This window comes from Streptomyces sp. NPDC053755, assembly GCF_040677675.1.
Lineage (GTDB): Bacteria > Actinomycetota > Actinomycetes > Streptomycetales > Streptomycetaceae > Streptomyces.
On record NZ_JBFASK010000040.1, the window covers coordinates 23354 to 43669 of the forward strand.

The window sequence follows — 20316 nt, forward strand, 5'->3', positions numbered from 1 at the left end:
CCGGGACCTTTCCGCCGTACGGGAGTTCACGAGAACACGTGATGCCCGGGCCCGGCGCCCGCCCACAGACTGGGGCCCGTCGAAAGCCCGTTGACCCCACAGATCCGTGGAGAGGCATCCCATGACGAACGCGATCGGCCCCAACTTCCTCACGCTCCAGGTGCGTGACGTCGAGCGGTCCCGCCGCTTCTACACCGAGGTCGTCGGCTTCAAGGAGACCGACTCCAAGGTCCCCACCGCCGCCGTCCTCGAGACCGCTCCCATCAAGCTGGCGCTGCGCCAGGCCACCATCGACCTCGACGCCGTACCCGAGCTCGGCTGGGGCGTCGTGGTGTGGATCAAGGCGGAGGACCCCGACGGTCTCGCCAAGATCGTGGCCGAGCACGGCGTCACCATCACCAAGCCGCCGTGCGACGGCTTCTGCGGCCGTGAGTTCCAGTTCAAGGACCCCGACGGGTACGAGCTGACCGTCTACGAGGGCTGATCCGATCCGACCGGTCCCCGAAGCGGAAAGGAACGCATGCGCGACAACACGGGTGTCACCAGCATGGGGCTCGCGCCGGCCGCGCGGATGCCACTGCGCGCCAGGCTCCGGCTCCTGGCCGATCCCGCCCTCGGGGTGGGGAGCTTCCTCGACCACGCCCGCGCCGTCAGCCCCGCCCCTTCGGCACCGTTCCTGCTCGCGCAGCGCGCGGGCGGTGCCGGGGGCGGCGCGGCGGGCGACCCGGGCCCCCCGGGCCTCCGGGGCGAGGAGGACGACGGAGAGGTCGAGCGGCTCAGCCTCGACCGGCTCGCCGAGATACGCGACGCCTACGCCTCCTGGTACCACCAGGCGGGCGTCAGGAAGGGCGACCCCGTCGGCGTCTACGCCGGCGAGGGCGTCGACGCCTTCCTGCACTTCCTGGCGCTCAGCTCCCTGGGCGCCATCGCCGCGCTGGTCAACGGCCGGATGAGGCCCGAGGTCGCGGCCGACTACCTGGGCCGCGTCGGCGCGGTCGGGGTCGTGGCCACGGCCGACGGGCTCGACCGGCTGCGGGCCTCCGGCGCCCTGCCGAAGAACCTGGCGTTCGAGAAGGAGCTGGACGCGTTCCCGCGCCGGCGGCCCGCCCGGCACGCGCTGCCGGGAGTCTTCCCGTACCGGCACGGCGACGACGACCTGGTCATGCTCTGCCACACCTCGGGCACGACCGGACCGCCGAAGGCCGTCACCTTCGGGCACCGGCAGTTCTTCCTCGGCAAGCGCCACCGGCTCCTCAGCTTCCCCGACGCGGCGAGCAACCGGCTGCTCACCGCACTCCCGCAGACGCACTCCGCGGGCATCAGCTATCTGATGACCGCGACCCTGCTCGGCCTGCCCACCCTGGTCATGGCCGACAGCTCGGGGGAGGCCGTGCACGAGGCGGCCCGCTGGTTCCGGCCCACGATGGTGGTGGCGTTTCCCCAGACCTGGGCCGAGCTGGCCACGCTCGACCTGTCGCCGTCGGCCCTCGGGGACGTCCACACCTGGATCAACACCGGCGACTCCGCCCACGAGGCGCACATCAAGGAGCTGATCCGGCACGGCAGACGACCGGGGCGGCCGGCCGCCGTCTTCCGGCCCGGCGCGCTCGGCTCCCGACTCCGCACCGGGCTCGCCTCCCGGCTCGGCTCCGGCCTCGGCGCCCGGCTCGGCGCCCGGACCGGTGACCGCCCCGGCTCGCGGTTCGTCGACGGCCTCGGCTCCTCCGAGATGGGGATGGCGCTGTTCCGCAAGGTCAGCGAGCCCGAGAAGCAGGACTACGACCGCTGCGTCGGCACACCCGTCCGCGTGGTCCGGCGGGCGGTCGTCCTCGACGACGACGGCCGGATCCTCGGCCCCGGCCGGCCGGGCCGGCTCGGGGTGAAGACCCCCACGAGGACCGCCGGGTACTGGGGGGACACCGCACTCACCCAGAAGTCCTCCGTCTCCGGCTACTGGCTCACCGGCGACATCGTCTACCAGGACGACGACGGACGGTTCTTCCACGTGGACCGGGTGCCCGACGTCATCCACACCGTCCGCGGCCCGGTCTACAGCCTCCCGATGGAGGAGGCCGTCATGACCGGCTGCCCCGAGGTGGCCGACTGCGCCGTCGTCGCCGTCAACGCCCCGGGGCCGGGCGGCGGACAGGTCCCGTTCGCCACCGTCCGTCTCCGGCCGGGCGCGAGCACCCCCGGAGACCTGCTCGAGCGGCTCAACACGGCGCTGCGCGCGAAGGGGCTGACCGCCCTCGGCGGTGCCGTGCTCGCCACCGAACCGGAGCACTTCCCCACCGGAGCCACGGGCAAGGTGCTCAAGCGCAGCCTGCGCGAGCACTTCGCCGACGTCCTGATCCGACCCGAGCGGGTCGCGGAGGAGAACAGGCCATGACAGCCCCCCGACAGCCCGGCGGCACCGAACCGCCGGCCACGCCCGCCCCCGGCGCGCACTTCCCCGGCACGCGGCCGCCGGGCTCCGAACCGACCGGCGACGTGCCGGCGCCGGTCCGGATGTACGAGATGCTCTACGGCTCCCTGGTCAGCCAGCTCCTCGTCGCCGTCGCCGAACTGGGCGTCGCCGACGCCATCGGCGACGAGGTCCGGCACATCGACGAGATCGCCGAGCGCACCGGCACCGACCCCGGGGCGCTCTACCGGGGCCTGCGGGCGCTCGCGAGCGTCGGCGTGTTCACCGAGGTCGAGCCGAGGACCTTCGGCCTGACCCCGTTGGCGGCGACGCTCCGCGGCGACGTACCCGGCTCGATGCGCGACCTGGCGCGGTACGTCGGACTGCCCGAGCGGCAGCGGGCGTTCGGGTCGCTGGCGCACAGCCTGCGGACGGGCAAGCCGTCCTTCGACGAGGTGCACGGCACCGACTGGTGGACCTTCTTCGCCGCCCGTCCCGAGCTCGCGGCCGTCTTCAACAGCGCCATGAGCAGCATGTCGGTGATGGTGAACTCCGGTGTCCTGGACGTCTACGACCTCTCCGACGTCCGCCGCCTGGTGGACGTCGGAGCGGGCCGGGGCCGGCTCGTGGGCGCCCTGCTGCAGCGCTATCCGCGGATGACGGCGGTCGCCTACGACCTGCCCCGCGTGGTCCCCGAGGCCGAGGCCGTCCTGGCCGAGCTGGGCGTCTCGGACCGCGCCGAGTGCGTCGGCGGCGACTTCCTGACCTCGGTCCCGGAGGGCGGGGACACGTACGTCGTGTCCTGGACCATCCACGACTGGGACGACGACGACGCCGTCGCGATGCTGCGCAACATCCGTCGCGCGCTGGGCGACTCGGGGCAGCTGATCGTCATCGACGAGGTCATCCCGGAGGGCGACACCCCGCACTTCGGCAAGTTCGAGGACATCGTGATGCTGTCGCTGCTCACCGGGCACCTGCGGACCGAGTCGGAGTTCGTGGACCTCTTCGAGCGGGCCGGCTTCCGGCTCAAGGAGATCCGCCCCACCCCGTCCTCCACGAGCGTCATCGTGGCGGTCCCCGCCTAGGGAGTGGCCGGGAAGGATCGGCGAAACCCGAGCCCGTCCCGGGAACGGAGCGAACGACGGTGGCCCGCCGCGGATTCCCGCGGCGGGCCACCGTCGTCCTCCCGGAGCGCGTACCGCCTCCGGGCCGTCCGGCCTACTTCTCCAGGCAGAACTCCTCGATCGGATAGCCCACGTGCCGGTCGGCGGTCGGAAGGTAGCCGAGGACGACGTCCCCGGGCTTCAGCTCGGTGCTGTTGTGCACCACTCCGCCGGGGCCGAGGACCCGGACGTGCCAGTCGTCCTGCAGGATCAGGTTGACCGTGGTCCCGTCGGGGGCGACCGCGTCCACCGACAGCAGCGGACGGCTCTCGATCTTCACCCTGCCCACCGCCACCAGGCGCGTCTGGCCCTTGACGTCCACCGCCAGCACCTTGCTGCCGGCCTTGAGCTCGCTGAGGTAGTGCGTCCGGGAGTTCTGGGACAGCGTGTACGAGTGGATGGCGCCGGCGTTCACCCGGAACGGCCGCGTCGGCATGTAGGGCAGCGGGTGCGTCTCGCTGACGCACAGGATCATGCCCTTGGAGTGCGAGCCCACCAGGATGCCCTCGTCCTGACGGAAGTGCGTGACGGTGTCGACGCACGCCCGCTCACCCATGCCGATGTGGGTGCTGCCGGTGACGGTCAGCTCCACCATCTCCAGGTCGGGCGTCCGGGAGACGGCCGCCGCCTTGAGTCCGGTCGCGTCGCCGACCCGCGCCGGGGCCAGCATCACGCCGTCCGACCCGAGCTCCAGGACACCGAAGATGATCTCGGCCTCCTCGACGTCCTGCGCGATCGTGATGAGGCTGCCGGTGCCCTTCGCCGCCTTGCCGGCCGCGATGACGATCTCCAGCGGGATCTTCGTCGGGTCGCGGAACCAGAGCACGCTCCACTTCTCGGTGGCGGCCGAACGGCACGCCACCTCCAGCGTCTCGGCGTCCACGATCTCCACGTACCGGCCGAACTCGACCTCGGGGTGGCGGGCGGCCAGCACCGCCGGGTCACCGTGCTCGGCCGGGTTCACGACGACCACGTCGGCCTCGCCGAAGTCCTCGGGAAGCGCCCCGCCGCGCGGGAAGAGCACCTTCTTCACCGTGGGCGGCAGATCGGCCAGGTCCTCGACGGAGGACGCGACCACGCCGTCGATCCGCTGGTGCACCGCCTCTTCCAGGATCGCCGGGGTCAGTTCGTTCTTCGTGCGCAGATCGAGCCAGCAGAGCTTCATGTTCCTCTTCCTCAGGATTATGGAGCGTTCCTCGGGTCTCGCTGTTCTCAGCTGTTCTCAGGCGGGACGGGCGGTGAGCAGTGCGGAACCGGCGGCCACGCCCCGAGGGGCGTGCACCAGGTCCGCGACCCGGCCGGCGCGTTTGCCCGGCTCGGAGGACTGGAAGATGTTGCGCCCCATGGCGAGGCCCGTGGCCCCGGCGTCGAGGACGGCGGCCACATGGTCGAGGAGTTCGTCCGTGGAGGCCGCGGGCGGCCCGCCGGCGACCAGGACCGGCACCGGGCAGGCCCGTACCACCTCGGCCAGGCCGGACATCGTGTGCGGGCAGGGCACCTTGACCAGGTCCGCCCCCAGATCGGCGGCCAGCGTGGCCACGTGCTTGACCAGGGCGGTGTCCCGGGGATCGGCGATCTCGGGGCCGCGCGGGTACATCATGGCGAGCAGCGGTACGTTCCACCGGTCGCAGGCGTCGGCGACGGCGGCCATGTCGGCGATCTGCCGGGCCTCCCCGGCCGAGCCCACGTTGACGTGGACGCTGACCGCGTCCGCGCCGAGCCGCAGTGCGCTCTCCACGTCGCTGACGAGGTACTTGGCGTCCGGATCCGGGGCGTGCACGGTGCTCACGCTCAGGTGCACGATCAGCGAGGTTCTGGTGAACGGCTCGGGATCCAGTTGGCGCAGCGTCCCCTTGTGCAGCACCACTCCGTCCACGCCGTTGCCCGCCAACTGCGCGACCAGCCGGTTCAGTTCGTCGGCCGCCGCGATGGGGCCGTCGGTGACGGAGTGGTCGAGGGGGACGACCAGCAGACGATCCGGCGCGTGCCGGAAGAGCTTCTTGGTACGTAATCGGGCTCCGAACGATCGATTCTGCGTCATGCGGCTTCTCCTTCTGTCACACCGCGGCCATGGAGGGGGTGTCGAGGTCGTCGCGGCCGAGGCCGAATTCCTGGTGGAGCGCCGTGACCGCCTCCAGGACGCGGTCCAGCGGGACGATCACGGAGACCCGCAGCTGGGTGGAGGACACCCAGCTCGGCGTCACCCCCATCCGGGAGAGCAGCGCCAGCATCCGGGCCGTGTAGTCCGGCCGGTTGAGGAGGCCCACGCCGACCAGGGACACCTTGCCGACCTTCTCGTCCACCTCCGTGTCGCAGCCGAGTCCGGCCGCGATCCGGCGCAGCGCCTCGCGGGCCGGAGCCAGCCGGCTGCCGTGCAGCGCGAAGCCCATCCGGAAGCCGTGGCCGTCCGGAGCCCCCCAGGACAGGAGGTCGACCGGGACCGAGTCCCGCGCCAGTTCGGTCAGGATGTCGGCGGCCAGGCCGTCCCGGGGCCGGCGCGAGCGGGTCAGGGCCATGACGATGTCGGTGTCATGGGTGACGGCGGTGATCGATCCCTGTGATTCGAGCACGTCGATGCTCCGTCCGAGGATGGTGGTTCCGGGTTCCGTCGTGAACGTCCCGCGGACCACGACGTCGATCGCGTGCGAGGCGGCCAGTTCCACCGCGCGCGAGTGCATCACCTGGGCGCCGGCGAAGGCCATCTCCGCCATCACCCCGGCGTCGATCGTGGACAGCACCCGGGCTTCGGGCACCACCCGGGGATCGGCGGTGTAGATCCCCTTGACGTCCGTGTAGATCTCGCAGCTCGCCGCCGAGAGCGCGGTCGCGAGGGCCACCGCCGTCGTGTCCGAACCGCCCCGGCCGAGGGTGATCACGTCCCCCTCCGCGTCCTCGCCCTGGAAGCCCGAGACCACGACGACCCGGCCGCGGCGCAGATGGGCGAGGATGCGCGCCGGGTCGATCTCGGCGATCATCCCCGCGCCGTGGTTGCCCGAGACCCGGATCCCGGCCTGGGGGCCGGTCAGGGACACCGCCGGCGCCCCCTGGTCGTGCAGGGCCATGGCCAGCAGCGCGGCGGAGGCGTTCTCACCGGTCGCCAGGAGCTGGTCCGTCTCCCGCGCCGCCGGGGCCGCGTGCAGCTCCAGCGCCGCGGCGAGCAGCTCGTCCGTGCTGTCCCCTCGGGCGGAGACCACGACCACCGTCGGGCGGCCCGTGTCGTGGAAGCGGGCGACCATCTCCGCGACCTGACGAATTCTTCCGGGAGTCGACAGCGAACTCCCGCCGAACTTCTTCACCGCTACTGACATGCGTCGTCCTCGCACCGGCTGATCGGGGCAGATGGCGTTGCGCGATCTCCTTTCTACACAGCGCCCGCCGATTCCGGATCCCGGATCCACGTGATGTGGGAGCGGCTCTTTCCGGAATCCCGCATCGGCGTGATGCGGTAATGCGGGCCGGTAAATCCGGCGACCTGTCGGGCAAATGACGGGCGCGAAGCGGTGTACCGCATTCCGCCGGAATGACGGAACGAGGGCCGGGCCCCGGGAGGGAGGGGGCCCGGCCCTCGTCGCGGGCGGCGTCAGACCGTGTGGGGCAGCCGGATCGACTGCGCGTGACGGAAGACGTCGCGCCGGTCCCAGCGCGACTTCGCGCGCTGGAGCGTGGGGTAGTTCTGCTTCCAGTAGAGGTCGTGCCAGGCCACCCCCGAACGGTTCCACGCCGGGTCGGTGAGGTCCCCGTCGGCGTAGTTGATGTAGCAGCCGTCGGTCACGGCGTTCGGCACCGGGACACCGCCCGTCGAGGCGTACACCGTCGAGAACGCGCGCCGGATGTAGGCGAAGTGCTTCGCGTCGTCACTCGGGTTGCCCCAGGCCGTGCCCCAGAGCAGCTTCAGGACGCTGTCGCGGTGCACCTGGGCGGTGGCGGTCGGCGCCACCGCGTTGACCTGCCCGCCGTGCGCGGCGATCGACACCACGAAGAGTGGGTGGTCGTAGTCCGAGTCGGTGAGCACCCGGTAGAGCCCGCCGATCTGGTCGTCGGTCAGCCCCTTGCGGTGGTAGCTCGACTTGTACTTGTAGCGGTCGGTCGGGTTGCTCATCCAGAAGCCGGGCCACCCCGTGGCCTGGAACCAGGGCAGCTGGTGCAGCTCCTGGTACTCCACCGGCGTGATCCCCACCCCGTCGTTGACGGCCGCGACGAAGTCGAGCAGGAGCTGCCGGGCGTTCGGGACGGCGGTGTCCATCTGTATGGACAGAAGCACGCTGCCGCCGGTCTTGGGGCCCGGCTCCAGACGGGCCGTCAGCCCCTTGTACGGCGAGGTGGGCGAGCTGTTCTGCTCGTTCCAGACGCCGTAGTTCCGTACGAGACGGGCGAAACGCGCCTCCGTCAGCTGCGCCCACGGCCACTGGAGCCAGGTCACCAGGACGTCGGTCGGGGGCGCCGGAAGCAGAGCCGAGGGGTCCGTGCCGGTCGCGGTGGGGGAGCGGAACCAGTAGCGCGTCACGACGCCGAAGCTGCCGCCGCCGCCACCGGTGTGTGCCCACCACAGGTCGCGGTTCGGGTCGCCCGCCTCACGGGTGGCGACCACGGCGCGGGCGCGGCCGTCGGGGTCCACCACGACGACCTCGACGGCGTACAGGTAGTCGACGACCAGACCGTGCAGCCGGCTCAGGTTGCCGTACCCCCCGCCCTGGACGTGTCCGCCGACGCCCACCGAGTAGCAGGCCCCGCCGGGCAGGGTGACGCCCCACTGCCGGAACAGCGCGTAGTACGTCTCCCCGAGCGTGGCCCCTCCCTCGACGACGAAGGCCCGGTGGGCGGGGTCGTAGTCGATCTTCCGCATCCCGGACATGTCGATGATCACCTTGACGTCCGGGTGGTCGACGAAGTCCTCGTAGCAGTGGCCGCCGCCGCGCACGCTCAGCCGCTTGCCCGCGCTCACCGCCTCCTGCACGGCCGCGACCACCTGGGCGGTGGAGCGGGGCAGGCGGACGCTCTCCGGACGGCTGTGGAACAGCTGGTTCTGCCCGCTGGTCAGCCCGGAGTAGCGGACGTCCTGCGGCCCCACGGCCAGGGCGCGCGCGACGGCGCCGGTCTCCGTGGTCCCGGCCGCCCCCGCGGCGGCGGGCGCGGCGGCCTGGGCGGCGGTCACGCCGGCCGGTGAGGTCAGCGCCGTGGCGCCCACGACGGCCGCGGTACCGGTGAGGAGCCTCCGGCGCGATACCGAGGTCATGGTTCCCCCTAATGATCGTCAAACGTCGGGCGACGTCTTGGTGGTTGCTCGGGGAAGATGTCATCGCGGGGAGCGCCGACACATCACGTGATCACGTGATGCCCGGCGTACGGGCGCCCGGTTCACTGGATTCCGGCAGAGACGGATCGCGGCATGGACGCGACGAGCGTGAGGACGCCGATGAGCATCCCGTGGGGCCCGCAGGGCGCCGGAACCGGTTCGGAACAGATCACGTACGTAGCCCCGGGCGAGGGCCCGAGTGTCTGGGCGCTGCAGGGCGACAAGTACACGATGAAGGCCGGCAAGAGCACCACCGGCCCCGGGTTCACCATGCTGGAAGGCGAGATAGCGCCGGACAACGGTCCGCCGATGCACATCCACAACGACGCGGACGAGATCTTCTACCTGCTCGACGGCGAACTCACCGTGGCGTCGGGCGACGAGGTCATCAAGGCCGAGAGCGGGGCGTTCATCTTCATTCCGCGGGGTGCCAAGCACAAGTTCAGGAACGACTCCAGCAAGATCACCAAGCTGTTGTTCGTCCTGGCCCCGGCCGGTTTCGAGAACTTCTTCTTCGAGATCGGCCAGCCGGTGGTCCCCGGCCTGGAACGCCCGGCGGAGCCGGTGGGATACGAGCAGCTGGTGATGCAACGGGCCGAGGAGTTCGGCATGTTCATCGTCGACGAGTAGGGCCTTCGGTCCACGAGGACGGGACGGACGAGACCGCCCGCCGGGGGTTCCCGGCGGGCGGTCTCGGTGTCGGCAGGTGTACGACCTGGAGCGGGATGGGGGCGGTGCGGCGGCGAGGCCGTACGAGACCGGAGGCCCGGGCCGGCCGCACGGCGGGGCCGGGTCCTGAGCCGGGCCGGCCGCACGGCGGGGCCGGGTCCTGAGCCGGGCCGGTCGTACGGCGGGGCCGGATCCTGAGCCGGGCCGGTCGTATGGCGGTGACGGGTCCGGGGGCGCGGGCGCCGTGTCCGGCGCAGGGCCCGTGGGCGGCGTACGCGCGCCGCCGAGGCGCGGGCCGCGTCCGTCGGCGGTGCGTGGGGCTGCGTACGTGCGCGGGGTCCTGCGCCGGGCCGGGGCCGAGTGCCGGGCGTAGGCGCGCGGCGTCCTGCGCCGGGCCGGTCCCGGGTCAGTCGTCGTCCCCCCTCCGCGGCGCGCCGCAGCGGCCGGGCCGGTCCCGGGTCAGTCGTCGTCCCCGCCCTCCGCGGCGCGCCGCAGCAGGCTCTCGTACACCGCCCCCGGCTCGTCCCTCGTGACGACGGGGAAGCCTGCCCCCTCGCGCCCGAGCCAGTGCCGCTCCACGCCCGGGTTGTGGGCGCCGAGCCCGCCGGGGGCGAAGACGTGCGGGCTGCCCCGGACCTCCCCGCCGAGCGAGACCTCCAGATGCCTCTCGATCGCGGCGCGCGCCCGCCCCCCGACCAGCGCGCCCTTCAAGGCGTCGGCGTCCACGCCGCTCTCCTCCGCGACGGCCAGGATCTCGTGCCGCATCGTGATGTTCCGGCTCTGCCCGAACAGCGCGACGCGCAGCGCGCGGTCGAGCCGCTCGCTCGCCCGCAGACCCTGCTCCTTCGTGGCCTCCACGGCCTCCATGGCGAGCAGGGTGCTGACGGGGTACTCGTACGACGGCCGCTGCCACATCTGCCAGCCGGCGCCGGGCTCCAGCGCGCCGACGACCGGCGTCTCGGCGTCCAGGATCAGCTTCGGCGTCGACATCTCGTTGACGAGTTCCAGCGGGAAGGCGCGGACGTCGAAGCGGACGTGTCCGTCGAGACCGAGCGCGGCCCGTGTGGTGTGCAGGCGGTGGACCGCGAGGTGGGCCCAGGGGCAGCCGAGGTCGGCGAAGACGACCAGGGTGCCGGGAGCGACGTCCACGCCCGTCACACCTCCGCCCAGATGCCGGCGACGGGCTTCCAGCCGAGGACCCGGTGGGCGGCGGCGCTGCTCACCCGCTGCGACGGCTCGGGGGTGAGGTCCCGGGCGTACGCCGGCGGCGGCGCACCCACCGCGCGCGCGAGCCGCTCCACGTACTCCCGCTCCCGGAGCGGCTCGTCGGCGACGTTGAACACCATGCCCGGAGGCCGGACCTCCACGGCGGCCGCGACGGCGGCGGCGAAGTCACGGACGTGGACCATCGAGAGCCACGAGGAGCCGTCACCCGCGATCGGCAGGGCTCCGCCGAGCAGGCGCCGCCGCTGGACGTCCTGGACCGTGCCCGGCCCGGCGAAGCGCGCGCCGCGCAGAACGGTCCAGTCCGGGCCGTCCCCGGACTCCCGCCGCACGGTTCGTTCCATGACGCGGACGGGCTCGACCAGCGCACCTCGCGCCGGATCGGCGTCGAACGGCGTGGACTCGTCGAGAAGCCGGTCGCCGCCGTCCGGGTAGGCCATGGTGATGCTCATCTGCACGAGATGCCGGACGCGGGCGGCGCGCGCGGCCTCGACCAGCCTGCGCGTCCCCTCCTCCCGCAGCCGGGTGTTGACCTCCCAGGCTCCGGGAGCGGAGGGATCGGCCGGTACGGCCGTGGCGGCGTTCACCAGGACGTCGGCGTCGGCCAGCACGTCCGCCAGGTCGCCGCCCGGGATGTCGAGCAGGCTCGCGACGACCCGTTCCGCACCGGCCGGCGCGGGACGGGATCCGGGAGAGAGCACGGTGACCGCGTGTCCGCGGTCCAGCAGACGGGGCACGAGGGCGTGTCCGAGCACCCCTGTCCCACCGATGAGCACGACCCTCGTCACGGACCCTCCCCCTTCAGCCGGGGAGCCAGTTCGGCGGCGAAGGCGGCGAACGACCGCGCGTCCCGCCCGGTCAGCTCCTTCACCGCGCCGGTGACCGTCTCCGCCTCGCCCGCCACATAGGTGGCGTAGAGCTGAAGCCGCGCCTCGACCGCCCACGCCGGGACGCCACTCGCGCGCATCGCCTCCGCCGCCCGCGACGGCGGGACGTCGAGGTAGCGGATCTCCCGCCCGGCGGCGGCCGACAGGGCCGCCGCCACCTCGGCGTACCCGATCGCCTCGGGTCCCGTCAGCTCGTACACCACGCCCCCCTCGCCGGGCGGCGGCCCGGTGAGCAGCACGGCGGCGGCCGCGGCGATGTCCCGGACGTCGACCATGCTCACGCGCGCCCGCCCCGCGGGCAGGATCACGGCGCCCCGGGAGGCGATGGTGGGCAGCCACTGGGCGGCGTTCTGCATGAAGGCGTTGGGACGCAGGGAGGTGTACGGAAGTCCCAGCCGGGCCAGGGCCTGTTCGGCGAGCCCGTGCTGACGGTGGACGAGCACCGGTGAGGCGGGATCGGCACCGAGTGCGGAGACCTTGACGACATGGCCGACCCCGGCGTCCGCCGCGGCGCGGGCGACCCTCCGCTGGAGGAGGTCCTGGCGGGGATGGAACGGGGTGAGCAGGAAGAGCGCGGCGCACCCCTTGAGGGCCCGGACGAACCCGTCCGCTCCCTCCGTCCCCACCTCGACGGGGTCGGCGTACTCCGCCACCGCCGGACCCCGCCCCGGCCGGACCAGCGCGACGGCCCGGTGCCCGAGGCCGTCGAGCTCACGCAGCAGCGCACGGCCGATGTTGCCCGTACCGCCCAGGACGGCGATCCCTCGGCTCACAGCGGGTCCAGGGCGCCGGCGCCGGCGTCGACGAGCCGCTCGGGAAGCTCGTTGTTCTGCGCCGCGTCGGCGAGCAGCTCTCCGAGGACGGGCGCCATCTTGAAGAGGTTGTGCCCGGCGATGGCGGTGACCCCGTCGGTGTGCCAGGCGCGCAGCGCGTCGCTCCCGGCGGGCAGCTTGGTCATGACGCACACCCGTACGCCGACCGGTTCGGGGTCGAGCCCGGGCAGGGCTCGCTCGACGTAGTCCACGATCCGCTGGGCCTCGCCGAGGGTGCTGCTTCCCTCGGGCAGGACGCCGTCCGGCCCGAAGGGGATGTCGACGTCGACGCCGATGCGCCCGATGACGTACCTCCCGGTGTCGCCGATGGGGGAGCCGTACACGGTCTCGCCCCAGATGCCGGCCCGGTCGACCCAGCAGGGCAGCGGCCGCGTCCGCCCCGGCTCGTACCCGCGGATCCGGAAGTGCGGCCGCACGTGCAGCCGGGACTGGAGCGGAATGTCGATGCCCACCCCACGGGCGAGCCTGGGCACGGCCGTTCCGGCGGCGATCACGACATGGCGGGCGCGGTAGATGGCCTCGGTGGTCTGGATCTCCACCCCGTCCCCGTCCCGGGGCACGGTCACGCTGTGGATGTCGGCCTGGACGATCCGGTCGCCGACCCACTCCACGAGCGCGTCGATGGTGTTCCGGGCCCGTATCGCCCCGGCCTTCTCGTCGATGAGCAGCGGCCCGTCCACCGGCGAGAGTCCGGGGAACACCTCGTCCTGCCGGGAAGCCTCCACGAACCGGTGCTCCACGCCGTGCAGCGCGAGCCCCTTCACGTCGGCGGGTCCCATCCCGCTGTAGACGGCGCTCTCCGACCCGACGAGCACCCGCCCGCTGCGCCGCTCCCACTCCCGGAACCCGGCGAGCCCGTCGACGGCCATGGACACGTGCCGCTCGTCGTCGTGCCGATGCCGGAACGTCCGCGTGAGCCCACCGGACAACCCACTGCCGGGCGGCCGCCCGTCGAAGCAGACGACGTCGACCCCCCGCCGCACCAGACTGTCCACGACGGCAAGCCCGAGCACCCCCGCCCCGATGACGGCCACCCCGATCTCCCGCCGATGCCCACCACTGACCGCACTCGTGGAACGGCTCATGCCATGCCTCCCTGTCCGCAGGACCCGGTCACTCTCCTCCCCGAGCATTCCTGCCGCCCGGCGGGCTGCCATCACGCATTCGCGTGATCGTCCGAGCGCGGGTCGGAGTACGGGGTGCGGGCGGGCCGGCGCCCTCGCTCCTCGTCCCGGGCGCGGCCACGAGGGGAGAAGCGACCGGCGGCCCGCTGTCCGCCGACGCGTCCCTGCGGGGCGCCGCGGCCCCGGAACGAGCGGTACCGGACGCGAGGCCGTTCCTTCCGGCAAGCGGGACGGCACGGCATGCCGCATCGCGTCGCGGGGTTCAGGAGACGGACTGACCGTGCAGCTCGGCCTTGGCCGCGCGGACGAAGCGCGCCTCCGCCTCGCCGAATCGGCAGACGGCGTCGAGGTACGTCGTGCTGGAGGTCGGGGGCAGAGACGACCACCCCTCCAGCAGCGCACCGAACTCCTCCTCGTCCAGGGCTCCCGACGGCAGCGCGTGCCACGCCTCACGACAGGCGCGCATCACCTGCCCGTCCGGCTCCTCCCGCTCGGCGCGACGAGGGATCCGGAGGCCGGCCAGCGCCTCCGTGAGCCGTACGGCGTCAGCGCTCACGACCGGCTCCTCGCCGTCCACCAGCCGACAGAGCTTCCCCCACGCCCTTTCGTAGGTCACCTGCTTGCCGAGGTGATAGGCCATCATCTGAGCGGCGTCGGCCATCCCGGCGGCGGGGGCGGCGACCTCGTCGGGGCCTTCCAGTTCGATGATCGTCTGAGCCGCCTTGAGGGTCGCGAGCGCATCCTCCAGGGCGGCCCTTCCGGCCCGCGCGGTCTCCCCCGCGAGGTCCTGCTCGGCGTCCGCGGCACAGCGCTCGCCCGACTCCTGCACGCGATGGGCGGCAAGGAGGAAGGAGGCGTACGCCTCGCGCTGGATGGCGCGCCGCCACTGGAGGTGCGTGGCGTCCGCCTGGGCGCGGACCGCGTCGAGCGCCGCCTGGTAAGCGGACCTGGCTTGCGCCAGCCCCGCCTCACTGGTGGCCTCCGCCGCCCGTAGGGCCGCCTTCGTCTGCCACCGGCCGATGAGCACGCTCGCGGGAACCGCGATCCCCGCGACGACGGCTGCGGCCATCGCGGCTATCCCTTCAAGATCCATGCCGGTCATGGTGGCGCACCCGAAGGGCCAGGTCACGCGGTCCCCGCCTTCGACCTCCAGCCGTCCCGTCGGCCCACCGCGGCAGGCGCATCCGGCACCGCCCGTGGCGCACCGTGAGGCCGCGTCGTCCGGCACCGGCCGTGGCACACCGCAGCCTCACCGGGTGCCCCCCTACGGGTACGGCCCCCGTGTCCGGAACGCGTCCTCGGCCGTATGCGAGGAGGCCGTGCGCCGGTCTCCGTCTCGCCGGATCGCCCCGCGCGACGATGCCTACGCCGCGGTGAGCGCGTCGGCGATGGTCTGCATGCCCTCGACGACGGCGTCGGCCTGGGCGTCGGTGAAGACATCGGCCTTGTGCGGTTCGTCGGCGTACCCGATGACGGTCGTCCCCGCCGCATGGGCGGCCTGGATGTCCGTGAGCGAGTCGCCGATCAGGACGCAGTTCGTGACGTCCATGTGCACCTGCTCGGCGGCCGTGATGAGCGGGAACGGGTTGGGCTTCATGAGATGGGGTTGTCCTGCCGGGCGCCCGACGATCCTCACGACGTACTCCTCCAGCTCGTGCAACTCCAGGAAGCGCTGGACGCACTCGGCGGAGTTGTCGCTCACCACCACGACGGCTCGCCCCGCGGCGCGTGCGGCCTCGAGCGCTGCCACCGAACCGGGAGTCGGCGGCCCCGCGACCGCGACGGCATCCACCTCCGCGGCCGTGAGCGCCGCCTCCACCGTCCGTCCGAGATCGGCGTCGGCCGCGTGAGCGATGCGCAGGACCTCGACCGGATCGTCCGTCTGCTCCGCCGTGGAGCCCGCCGCCCGGTCCCGGGCCGCGACGAGCGCGGTGAGCCGCCTCGCGACGAGGGGCGCGGGCAGTCCGGCGTACACGTCGCAGAGGGGGCCGTCGAAGTCGAACAAGAGCACTCGCGCGCTCGCCAGGAGGCCCGGCAGCTCGTCGTCGTGTGTCAAGGTCGAAGTCCCTTCCGATGGTCACCCGAACGCTGTCGTACCGCTTGCGAGCCCACCTGCGGGGCTCCACCGGACGACCCGCCCGCCTCCCAGCCCGTCGAGACCGGCGACGGTCAGCGGCTCACCCCCGGGAACGGGCTTCCTCTCGACGTACCCCCCGACCACGGCGGGAACCCCGAATCCTGGCGCTTCCGCCATTCGGCACCTGCCCACACGAAGCGGCACCGACCCGGGCGCGGACGACGAGGCCGCACATCGAGGATTCCGTGGGGGGAGGCCATACTCGGGGGCGTGGACACAACCGGCGGGCGCCCGAAACTCGATCGGCAGTGGGCGGAGACGGACAACAACGTGTACGGCGTGCTCCACGGCTGCCGCGACGCATCCGCTGTGGCCGCGCGCTTCGCCGGTGCCGGCTGGAGAGCCCGTTCCTCGTCGTGGCACGCCTACGAGCTGGAGACCACCTGGTGCCTGCTGGAGATCGACCCGGTCGACGGCCCGGACGTCCTGCTCAGCGGCGTGGTCGACCCCGTCCGCCTAGACGACCTGGGTCGACTCCTCGGCTCCATGGGGTTCACTTGCGAGCTTGAACTGAGTCACGAGAACGACACCCTGGTGAGAGAGATCCGAGGTTGATCGGTATCCGCCCGAGCCCCGAACCCGTCCGGGAACCGTCATCCTCCTCGGGTACTCCATGCCGAAGCGCATCAGGTCGAGGCATCAGACCGAATGCCGGACACCTGCCCGACGCGAGAGAACCCGTCCGCCGCGTCAACGCTGGTGACGCTCTCCGTTTCACGGCACCTGGCCCCCACCGGGAGCCGGGGGCGTGCCAGGAATCCAGACCGGAGCGGAGCGGTCTACCCCGGCGGCCGTAGGACACCCGCGAACAGAGGTTCAGGACCCGGTTCCCGAGCACGGCCGGCACACGACCCGTCAGCTCGGTCCGCCCAGGCCCACACGTACGCGTGGACAGCGGGCACCGTTGGATGGAAGCCGAGTTGTATGCCGTGGATGTCAGGGAAGAAGGGCTCGGCAGCGAAGCGGCGCAACTATGGACCCCTGGGAGCGCGGCCCTGACCTCGTCGGCGGACGTGCCGAAGCGCAGTGGTCCGACGTTCTCCAGCGATGTCAGCGACCTCAGCGACCACACCGGCCGAACCGGCTCCTCGGCGGTCGCTCTGGCACCCCAGGCCATCCCCGTGCCCCACCCAGCCTGCCCAGGAACGGACTTGACGGGCGTGGATGCCCCACGACGGCCCCTACCCCGGCACACACCTGCGCAACGCAAAAGACCCCGTCCTCAGCGTCAACGCTGGTGGCGGGGTCTTCAGGCACTTCCTGCGAAGTGCCCCCGGCAGGATTCGAACCTGCGCACACGGCTCCGGAGGGCGCGTGAGTATCAGGCGTCTACGCAGGCCAGAGGCCTAGAGGCTGTTGGCCAAGCCTGGCCGGTCCACGAATAGGCCGCATCCCCTGAAGGCGCTGGTGGACCTCACCAGGCAGTGATGTGGGCACAGAGGCCGCGCTGCTGGTACCCGCCGGGCACCTCGGCCCCTACGGCCACCCAGAATCCCATGGAATCGCGTAGGTGCCCACCCAGGGTGTGCCAAGACAGGCCTGGGTGCTCGATCCGTAGCGCCGCGAGGCCGGCGGAGGCCAGACCGCATCGCTGATACTCCGGCAGCGTGTAAGGCTGCTCGACCCACCCGAGCCGACAGTGCGGGCAGACCTGATAGTCGACACTGAACGCGAACTCGCCATCCAGATTGGCTGCACGCTGACGCCAGCCGTGCCGTTCCCCAGAGATGGTGTCCTGCCAAGGCGTGTCTAACTCCGGCTCGCTCGCCCATCCACTTCGCCGCCCGAACCGCCCGCGGCTCACCCACCGCAGCACGTCGCGCCAAGGCTCCCGTCCAGACGCCCGCCCCACCTCGTGGGCCCGGCCGGCTAACTGCTGTGCTGCATACTGATCGATGGTCATGACCCCATCGTTCCCGCTTTGGGGCCGGTAGCGAGCATGGCCCCATGGGCGCCACGACCTTGCTGGAGAGAAAAGCCCCATCTCGCCTGATCGCCACCCTCAGGAGCGAACCACTAGGTGAGGGCTCCCGGGGCCTGTGGGTTCCCAGGTCGCCCTCGTAGCCGACCTGTCGCCGTCGGCCGCCGTCACCCCTGGGCCCCCTCGCACGGCCCGCAGACGGCCCGGCATCGACCAAGGGACGGCAGCATGCACGCGCGCCGGCCCCTCCCACCGCTGCACTTCAGAGGCGTAGTCGACAGGCTCAATTGATCGGGCCAAAGACGTCACCCGTTTCGGGGGAAACCGCAGCCAGTGGACGGCAACCTCCGGTATCCTGACGCAGCCTTTCAGGAAGCTATCGAATATGGGGAAAAATGGCCGGTAAGTCGACACGTTTCCAGCGGTCCACAAACACGCAGGCAGCTAGCTGGTTTCTCGATCAGCTGAGCGCTGGACGCCTCAACCTTGATCCCCCTTACCAGCGGCGCAGCGTTTGGAATCCGACGTATAAGCAGTTCTTTATCGATTCGGTAATTCGAAACTACCCTGCGCCGACCATCTTCCTTCAGGTTGACGTTTCTACCGACCTGTCCCAGCAGACCAAGTACAACGTGATTGACGGAAAGCAGCGATTGACCGCGCTTTTTGAGTTCGTCAAGGACGAGTACCCCACCCCTGACACGCTGGAGGATCTCGGACTGGCAGGGACTTACTACTCAGACCTCCCGCAGCCAGTCAAGGTATCGCTCCTGGAATACGTCTTCACCGTCGAAAGCCTAAAGAATCCATCCACTGCCGAGCTCACTCAGGCATTCGATCGCCTGAATCGCAACGTGGCTCGACTCAACGCCCAAGAGCTGCGGCACGCCAAATACGGCGGAGAGTTCATCACTAAGGTAGAGGAGCTGGCGGATCACCCTTTCTGGTCCGAAATTGGACTGGTCACGCCCACTCGCATCCGAAGGATGCTTGACGTCGAGTACGTCTCGGAATTCTACATCGTCGCCATGGATGGAATTCAAGACGGAAAGGAGTATCTCGACCGGTATTACGCAGACAATGATGCCGAAATCTCCGACATGGAAGCCACGAATCAACGCTTCATCGCCGCACAGGACTTCCTGCGAGAAGTCTCAAAGATCTATCCACTGAAGGGAACTCGTTTCGCAAACGTCGCGGATTTCTATTCCCTCTGGGCTGCCATTGTCGCGCTCCACTCCCAGGGGCTGCTTCCCACGGCCGCTGCAGCTGCGGAACGCCTTCAGGGTTTCGCTGAAGAACTGGAGGCACAGCAAACCGAACACGCTAAGCGGTATCATCTCGCCGCCATCCAAGGATCCAATAAGGGCGCAAACCGGACCGTGCGCGCCGATTCGCTTACGTCTGTGCTCACGGCCGAGTAATGGCCATCGTGGTCCCCGCCTCGTTTCGGGCTCGATATGACGAAATAGAGCCACTCCTGAAAGTGACCGAAGAATTCCTGAAGTCCCGCCTCCCTCAGGAGTTCGCCGACTGGAACCCGGTGACGATCCAAACGCGCCCCAAAGGGATCGAGTCGCTATACAGCAAACTCCAGAAGGGGGAAACGGAAAGCATTTGGGACCTTGACGACCTGGTGGGCGCAAGAGCGGTATTCCTTCATCCTTCACAGGTGAAGGCTGCCCTAGATGCGGCACGCACCGCATTCGATCCTGTCGAGGCGAAGAATATCGAAGCGAGAAACCCGACCGACTTTCGGTACCAGCAGCCTCATTTGATCGTGAGACTTCCGCGCGAGTTCACTGAAAGGAACCCGCAGCTGGCCAACCTGAAGATCGAGCTCCAGTTCACCACGTACATTCAGCATGCACTCCAAGAGTCAACGCATGACGTCATCTATAAAGGTGACAAATTTTCGTGGCGAGAGCATCGAATGGATAGTCGATTGCGCGGGCTGCTTGAAATTGTCGATGACGTACTTGTTGACATTTCGAACATTGCGGCGGTGGAGGAAGAGCCGGCCTACCCGGTGTTCGACAACAGGAATGAGATCCTGGACGTCATCAAGAGAGTTTGGGGAGCGGCCGAACTCCCAGGCGACATGAGGCGCTTCGTGATCACAATCGAGGGGCTCCTCAAAGGCTCCAAGATGTCGAATTCAGAATTCGAGCAAGCCTGTATCGACACCCCGGATCTAATTAATGCACTCTCCATCAGTCCGCTCGACAAGGTAGTTGGCGTCCTGCTCCGCTGGGATGCGCAGAAGGTGATTTCCGGACTGGGGAAGCGGCGCATCCTGGTGACACGAGAGCTTGAGGATCTCGTACCGGAGGTTCGAGGGGTGCCACAGGGCAAGAGAGTGACCCTCTGAGACTGCCCAAAGGCTTCGGAGTGATTTCGGGCAGGTTGGCGGCGGCCGGCGACTGCTTTCCCATCGGGAGCTGGGGGTGAGCAAAGTCAGGAAGCCGCATGCTCGCCGTCGAACTTCCGCGGGTTGCCAACCCGGCGGCCTCGCCTACAGCTCGCCCCGGCTCCCATCCCGTCTGCCGTCGACCCACACACCGTGGAGCGGGCGCGGGTCCTGGCGTCCAGGTGGAGCGCGCCACTGTACGAACGACCTGGACGCCAGGGCCCGTGTCTGCTCGGCTCTGCCTGGGT

18 protein-coding genes are annotated in these 20316 nt (G+C 70.7%); 7 read left to right on the forward strand and 11 right to left on the reverse strand.

All coding sequences use genetic code 11. From position 1 onward, the window contains the following. The first annotated feature begins 121 nt into the window (after positions 1-121). The 3 genes from AB0K65_RS28135 to AB0K65_RS28145 are packed head-to-tail and all read left to right on the forward strand — an operon-like array spanning position 122 to position 3492. Positions 122-484, forward strand: a complete 363-nt coding sequence (locus AB0K65_RS28135) for a VOC family protein (RefSeq protein WP_365721320.1) — start codon at positions 122-124, stop codon at positions 482-484. 36 nt (positions 485-520) lie between these two features. Next, positions 521-2389, forward strand: coding sequence for a class I adenylate-forming enzyme family protein (locus AB0K65_RS28140; RefSeq protein WP_365721322.1), 1869 nt, complete (start codon positions 521-523; stop codon positions 2387-2389). Beyond that, positions 2386-3492: a methyltransferase gene (locus AB0K65_RS28145; protein WP_365721324.1), complete on the forward strand. Its 1107-nt coding sequence runs from the start codon at positions 2386-2388 to the stop codon at positions 3490-3492. The genes AB0K65_RS28140 and AB0K65_RS28145 overlap by 4 nt, the downstream gene beginning before the upstream one ends. A gap of 133 nt (positions 3493-3625) precedes the next feature. Here the strand turns inward: AB0K65_RS28145 and AB0K65_RS28150 are convergent, their stop codons facing one another. From AB0K65_RS28150 to AB0K65_RS28165, 4 genes are all read right to left on the reverse strand, one after another. Next, a complete protein-coding gene (locus tag AB0K65_RS28150) occupies positions 3626-4735 on the reverse strand; it encodes a 3-dehydroquinate synthase II (RefSeq protein WP_365721326.1) in 1110 nt (369 codons plus the stop codon). Positions 4736-4792: 57 nt separating this feature from the next. After that, complete coding sequence (locus tag AB0K65_RS28155; RefSeq protein WP_365721328.1) at positions 4793-5611, reverse strand: 2-amino-3,7-dideoxy-D-threo-hept-6-ulosonate synthase; 819 nt, start codon at positions 5609-5611, stop codon at positions 4793-4795. Between the two features lie 16 nt (positions 5612-5627). After that, entirely contained in the window at positions 5628-6878 is a 1251-nt protein-coding gene (locus AB0K65_RS28160; protein ID WP_365721330.1) for an aspartate kinase, read from the reverse strand. A gap of 272 nt (positions 6879-7150) precedes the next feature. After that, positions 7151-8803 (reverse strand): FAD-binding protein, encoded by a 1653-nt coding sequence (locus AB0K65_RS28165; RefSeq protein ID WP_365721332.1) that lies wholly within the window; start codon positions 8801-8803, stop codon positions 7151-7153. 153 nt (positions 8804-8956) lie between these two features. Here AB0K65_RS28165 and AB0K65_RS28170 point away from each other — a divergent pair, with 153 nt between their 5' ends. Beyond that, the gene (locus tag AB0K65_RS28170; protein ID WP_365721334.1) at positions 8957-9493 is read left to right on the forward strand and encodes a cupin domain-containing protein; all 537 of its coding nucleotides are present in this window, start codon (positions 8957-8959) and stop codon (positions 9491-9493) included. A 498-nt stretch (positions 9494-9991) separates the two neighbouring features. On the opposite strand, the gene AB0K65_RS28175 is transcribed toward AB0K65_RS28170, so the two are convergent. From AB0K65_RS28175 to AB0K65_RS28200, 6 genes are all read right to left on the reverse strand, one after another. Then, the gene (locus AB0K65_RS28175) at positions 9992-10681 is read right to left on the reverse strand and encodes a DsbA family protein (RefSeq protein ID WP_365721336.1); all 690 of its coding nucleotides are present in this window, start codon (positions 10679-10681) and stop codon (positions 9992-9994) included. 5 nt (positions 10682-10686) lie between these two features. Continuing rightward, positions 10687-11544 carry an NAD(P)-dependent oxidoreductase gene (locus AB0K65_RS28180; RefSeq protein ID WP_365721338.1) on the reverse strand — a complete coding sequence of 286 codons (858 nt, stop codon included), beginning with the start codon at positions 11542-11544 and terminating at the stop codon, positions 10687-10689. Continuing rightward, positions 11541-12416, reverse strand: coding sequence for an NmrA family NAD(P)-binding protein (locus AB0K65_RS28185; RefSeq protein WP_365721340.1), 876 nt, complete (start codon positions 12414-12416; stop codon positions 11541-11543). The genes AB0K65_RS28180 and AB0K65_RS28185 overlap by 4 nt, the downstream gene beginning before the upstream one ends. Next, positions 12413-13561 (reverse strand): FAD-dependent oxidoreductase, encoded by a 1149-nt coding sequence (locus AB0K65_RS28190; protein WP_365721342.1) that lies wholly within the window; start codon positions 13559-13561, stop codon positions 12413-12415. Before AB0K65_RS28190 ends, AB0K65_RS28185 begins: the two co-directional genes overlap by 4 nt. Positions 13562-13862: 301 nt before the next feature. Further along, entirely contained in the window at positions 13863-14693 is an 831-nt protein-coding gene (locus AB0K65_RS28195; protein WP_365721344.1) for a hypothetical protein, read from the reverse strand. 270 nt (positions 14694-14963) lie between these two features. Then, positions 14964-15656 carry an HAD-IA family hydrolase gene (locus AB0K65_RS28200; protein ID WP_365721346.1) on the reverse strand — a complete coding sequence of 231 codons (693 nt, stop codon included), beginning with the start codon at positions 15654-15656 and terminating at the stop codon, positions 14964-14966. Between the two features lie 291 nt (positions 15657-15947). Between AB0K65_RS28200 and AB0K65_RS28205 the strand changes: the two genes are divergently transcribed. Then, positions 15948-16292 carry a hypothetical protein gene (locus AB0K65_RS28205; protein ID WP_365721348.1) on the forward strand — a complete coding sequence of 115 codons (345 nt, stop codon included), beginning with the start codon at positions 15948-15950 and terminating at the stop codon, positions 16290-16292. A gap of 859 nt (positions 16293-17151) precedes the next feature. Here AB0K65_RS28205 and AB0K65_RS28210 read toward each other — a convergent pair. Then, on the reverse strand, positions 17152-17640 hold the full coding sequence (locus tag AB0K65_RS28210) for a hypothetical protein (RefSeq protein ID WP_365721350.1): 489 nt from the start codon (positions 17638-17640) through the stop codon (positions 17152-17154). 413 nt (positions 17641-18053) lie between these two features. Between AB0K65_RS28210 and AB0K65_RS28215 the strand changes: the two genes are divergently transcribed. Together AB0K65_RS28215 and AB0K65_RS28220 are read left to right on the forward strand one after the other, a co-directional pair. Next, a complete protein-coding gene (locus AB0K65_RS28215) occupies positions 18054-19082 on the forward strand; it encodes a DUF262 domain-containing protein (protein WP_365721352.1) in 1029 nt (342 codons plus the stop codon). Beyond that, positions 19082-20029 (forward strand): RelA/SpoT domain-containing protein, encoded by a 948-nt coding sequence (locus AB0K65_RS28220; RefSeq protein WP_365721354.1) that lies wholly within the window; start codon positions 19082-19084, stop codon positions 20027-20029. Before AB0K65_RS28215 ends, AB0K65_RS28220 begins: the two co-directional genes overlap by 1 nt. Positions 20030-20316 lie beyond the last annotated feature (287 nt).

What these genes read in the sequence shown, in the direction of transcription:
- AB0K65_RS28145 (WP_365721324.1), top strand. Translation starts at nt 2,386, where the DNA reads ATGACAGCCCCCCGACAGCCCGGCGGCACCGAACCGCCGGCCACGCCC.
- AB0K65_RS28215 (WP_365721352.1), top strand. Translation starts at nt 18,054, where the DNA reads ATGGCCGGTAAGTCGACACGTTTCCAGCGGTCCACAAACACGCAGGCA.
- AB0K65_RS28165 (WP_365721332.1), bottom strand. Translation starts at nt 8,803, where the DNA reads ATGACCTCGGTATCGCGCCGGAGGCTCCTCACCGGTACCGCGGCCGTC.
- AB0K65_RS28190 (WP_365721342.1), bottom strand. Translation starts at nt 13,561, where the DNA reads ATGAGCCGTTCCACGAGTGCGGTCAGTGGTGGGCATCGGCGGGAGATC.
- AB0K65_RS28210 (WP_365721350.1), bottom strand. Translation starts at nt 17,640, where the DNA reads ATGACCATCGATCAGTATGCAGCACAGCAGTTAGCCGGCCGGGCCCAC.
- AB0K65_RS28155 (WP_365721328.1), bottom strand. Translation starts at nt 5,611, where the DNA reads ATGACGCAGAATCGATCGTTCGGAGCCCGATTACGTACCAAGAAGCTC.
- AB0K65_RS28140 (WP_365721322.1), top strand. Translation starts at nt 521, where the DNA reads ATGCGCGACAACACGGGTGTCACCAGCATGGGGCTCGCGCCGGCCGCG.
- AB0K65_RS28160 (WP_365721330.1), bottom strand. Translation starts at nt 6,878, where the DNA reads ATGTCAGTAGCGGTGAAGAAGTTCGGCGGGAGTTCGCTGTCGACTCCC.
- AB0K65_RS28135 (WP_365721320.1), top strand. Translation starts at nt 122, where the DNA reads ATGACGAACGCGATCGGCCCCAACTTCCTCACGCTCCAGGTGCGTGAC.
- AB0K65_RS28170 (WP_365721334.1), top strand. Translation starts at nt 8,957, where the DNA reads ATGGACGCGACGAGCGTGAGGACGCCGATGAGCATCCCGTGGGGCCCG.
- AB0K65_RS28150 (WP_365721326.1), bottom strand. Translation starts at nt 4,735, where the DNA reads ATGAAGCTCTGCTGGCTCGATCTGCGCACGAAGAACGAACTGACCCCG.
- AB0K65_RS28195 (WP_365721344.1), bottom strand. Translation starts at nt 14,693, where the DNA reads ATGGATCTTGAAGGGATAGCCGCGATGGCCGCAGCCGTCGTCGCGGGG.
- AB0K65_RS28220 (WP_365721354.1), top strand. Translation starts at nt 19,082, where the DNA reads ATGGCCATCGTGGTCCCCGCCTCGTTTCGGGCTCGATATGACGAAATA.